The 3,574-nt window shown below is 68.6% G+C and carries 3 protein-coding genes; all 3 read right to left on the reverse strand.

Annotated elements, in window-relative coordinates:
• Nucleotides 1-456, reverse strand: a 456-nt coding sequence (locus tag EOA28_RS28850) for an anti-sigma factor (RefSeq protein WP_148670908.1), incomplete at its 3' end; no start/stop codon positions are given.
• A complete protein-coding gene (locus EOA28_RS28855) occupies nt 453-971 on the reverse strand; it encodes an RNA polymerase sigma factor (RefSeq protein WP_126078307.1) in 519 nt (172 codons plus the stop codon). The genes EOA28_RS28855 and EOA28_RS28850, both read right to left, overlap by 4 nt.
• Nucleotides 972-1,101: 130 nt before the next feature.
• A partial coding sequence (locus tag EOA28_RS28860; protein WP_148670909.1) for a DUF2339 domain-containing protein occupies nt 1,102-3,574 on the reverse strand: 2,473 nt, incomplete at its 5' end.

Consider the following 3,574-nt stretch of genomic DNA (forward strand, 5'->3'; position numbering starts at 1 on the left):
GGTCTGGAGATGGTCCTTGTCGCTCGCCGGGACTTCGACGGCGTGGCGCTTCTCGGCAGCGTAGGTAACATGGGCGGCGATTGCCTGCTCGGCGAGCTGGTCGTCGCCTTCGCCGCCACGGGCGATGCTGTCGACGCCGGCGACATAGCCGCCGAGCCCGCCGACCGCTAGCATCACGGCAGCGGCAGCCGACAGCCACCAGCGCGAGCGCCAGGCCGATGCTTTTGCAGGCGCCTCGCCAAGCACGACCTGCCGCAGCCTCGCCGGCACCGGCTCGTCCATCACGCCCGCGAAGGCGGAGCGCATGGCGGCGCGGTCGGCAATGTAGCGCGCGGACTTCGCCTTCATCTCGGGATTGGCCTCGAGCCAGGCATCGTAAGCCATGCGCTCCTCGCCCGGCAGCTCGCCGTCGAGGGCCATATGGATATCGCGTTCGGAAAAATCGCGGCGGGTCATTTCTCGACGATCCTTATCGAGCGGCGGCGCGATGTGTCGTCGAGCAATCCCCGCAGTTCCTCGCGGCCACGCGCGATGCGCGACATCAGCGTGCCGGCCGGCACGCCAAGGATGTTGGCGGCCTCGGCATAGGAAAAGCCCTCGATGGCGACCATCACCAACGCCGCGCGGCGATCGGGGCTGATCGCCTGCAGGGCATCCATGATCTCGCGCGAGGCGATGGTCTCGACCTGCTCGGCGGGCGCGGCTTGGGCCTCACCGGCTTCGAGAGGCAGCATCGCCGCCTCGCCGCGCCGGTTGACCTTGCGCATCTGGTCGATGAACAAGTGATGCATGATCGTAAACAGCCACCTCCGGGGGCTTTCTCCAGTCTGCCAGTTGTCGAGCCGCACAAGCGCCCGCTCCAGGCAGTCCTGGACAAGGTCGTCGGCGGAATCGCGGTCGCGCAGCAACGAGCGCGCATAGCGCCGCAACCGCGGTATTTCGCTCAGGATCGCTGCCTTCTTGTCGTCCATGACCGCTTGTTTCGTGGTCGCCTTCCATCCCGATAGAACGCGCCTTCCCGACGCGGTGCAAGCAGTCAGCGCGAAGCGGCCGAACCGCTGCGATTACCCAAGCACGTGAATAACGCGGGCGCGGGCCGGTTTATTCCCGGCTATCCACTTGTTCCTGCAAGTTTTCAGGCTTATCCCGCGCCGCCCTCGTCAGCAGCCGCTGGTAGAACAGCCCGATGCCGATCAGCACCGCACCAAGGCCGATGAAGGAGAGCGCGCGCAGCACACCTTCCAGCTCCGACATGTCGAAGAGGAAGACCTTCACCACCGCGACCGCGATCAGCACCGCGGAGGCGATGCGCAGCACCTGCGATTTCAGCCAGACGCCGGCGGTGAGCAGCGCCACGCCGATGACCAGCCACAGCGCCGAATAGGTGTAGGTCTCGAGCTGGCCAAGCCCGCTCCACAAGGCGATGAACTCGCCCTTGAACAGGCGGCGCACCGAAAGCGTGGCATAGGCGAAGGCAAGCAGCGCGGCGATCAAGGCCAGCATCGCCGCATACCATCGCGGGCGCTTGTCGCGGACATAGAGCGCCAGCGCGACGGCGGCGGCGGCGATGGCCGGCAGCAGATAAGCGAGGAACAGAAGGTTGAAGACCGGGATCGTGCCGGTCGACTCATCCGTCAGCAGCGGGTTCAGCACCACGAAATGCTGAATGGCGATGAGGCCCGCCGAGATCACGCCGGCGGCAATCGAGCCATAGCGCAGAACCGAGCTCGGCGAGCGCATGTCGATGGCGACCAGTATGGCGCCGGCGCCGAGCGCGATGAGCGTGTAGATCGCCTGCTCGGCGAGGGTCACCGCACCGGTGTCGATAACGCCGCCATGCATCGCGTGGCGCACCAGCATGGCGATGGTGAGCAGCGCGAACAGCGCCGAGGCCGCCTCCATGGCAAGGCGCGGCCGGCCGCTGGTGGTGCGGGCGAGCTGCCAGGCGGCGAAGCCGAAGGCGATCGCCGGCACGCCATAGCCCGGCAGCAGCCAGTTGAAGACCGGTGTCCTCGACAGAAACGCCGCGCCGACGATGGTCGGATCGAAGGCGACGCGGCCGAGCATGGCGACCGCCGCACCCACCGCGATCCAGCCGAGCACAGGGTAAGAGCGCCAGCGCGTGGCCAGCGCCGGCAGAATGGCGGCGGCGCCAATCAGCACGGTCGTCCAGGCCGAGCCAAATGCCATGTGCAGCATCAGCAGGCCGGCAACGCCGGCGCCGCCCAACGCGAACGACACCGCCGGGCCGCCGGCGAGCGGCGGCGGCTCGGCGCGCGCGATCCATTCGCCGCCGGCAGCAAAGACGAGCATCAGCAGCAGCGCCGGCAGCGCATAGCCGAGGTCGCGGTCGATATCGCCGAAGGTCAGCCACAGGGCGGCCAGCACCACCAGCGGGGCAATGACGCCCCAGGCTGCCCAGCAAGCCGCGCGTGTCGCAGCGGTGGCGGCGAGGCGGCGCGCCGCCCAGAAGCCGGCGGCGAGGAAGATCAGGGCAAGCGCGATGCCGATGCGGAACGTCAGCGTGTCGGACGACGCCAAGGGCTGGGCGTCCAGCCCGACATCGAGCGCATCGGCGCCGATGGTGGCGGGCGGGATGATGCCGAGATAGATCAGCACGGTGGCGATGCCGGCGGCAAAGACCAGCGGAAGCGCGCGCGGCCGGTAGAGCGCCACCGCGACCAGCGCGGCCAGCAGGACGGCGCCGTGCAATGCATCGCCGGCGCTGGCAAAAGCCGGATCGACGGACAGGCCCAGCGCGCTTAGGGCGATGAAGAAGCCGGGCACGATCGATGGCCAGTCGAAGCCACGGGCCGCTTCGTCGCGGCCAGTGGTCAAGAACGGGGCGAGCCAGACGAAGGCAAGCACCGCCAGCGTGGCGAGGCTGATGAACAGCACGGCCGCAAGGTTCACGTCCGGCGCGTCGACCATGTAGAGGATGGTCCAGATGCCCGTGCCGGCGAAAGCGGCCGCCATAAGCGCCTTCCAGTCGCGGATGCGGGCGGTTGCCGCGCTCGCCGCAAGCACGATCGCCAGATAGACGAACAAGGCCCAGGGATTGGGCGCCTGCGATGCCACCAACGCCGGCGTGACCATGGCGCCGACGAGGCCGATGCCGGCCAGCGCCAGACCATGCACTAACGAGGCGCCAATGGTGGCGACGCCGATGACGCCAAGCAGCGCAAAGGCGGTCGCCGGCCCGATGAAGCCATAGATGCCATGCGCCGCGTAGACCGTGCCGAACAGGATGAAGGCGCCGGCGCCGGTCAGTATCGCGGGGATATAGGCGCTGGCGGCGCCCTGCACCGGCACCCTGAAGCCGGTGCGGCGGATGAATTCAGCGCCGGCAATCAGCGCCAGGCCGAGGATGCCGGCCATGGTGAGACGCACGCCGGGACCGAAGATGCCGGCCTCGATGGTGTAGCGAATCAGGAACAGGCCACCCAGCGCAAGCGCGATGCCGCCGACCCAGACCGCCCAGCGCGTGCCCAGCGCCGTCTCGACATCCGTCTGGCGCGCCGCCTTGGCGGATACGGCCGACCCGGTGGCCGGCGCTTCGGCCACGGGTTGAGAT

It is taken from the genome of Mesorhizobium sp. M2A.F.Ca.ET.067.02.1.1, assembly GCF_004023285.1.
GTDB lineage: Bacteria > Pseudomonadota > Alphaproteobacteria > Rhizobiales > Rhizobiaceae > Mesorhizobium.

Excerpts from the sequence above, each read along its gene's own strand:
- EOA28_RS28855 (WP_126078307.1), bottom strand. The coding sequence starts at position 971 with ATGGACGACAAGAAGGCAGCGATCCTGAGCGAAATACCGCGGTTGCGG.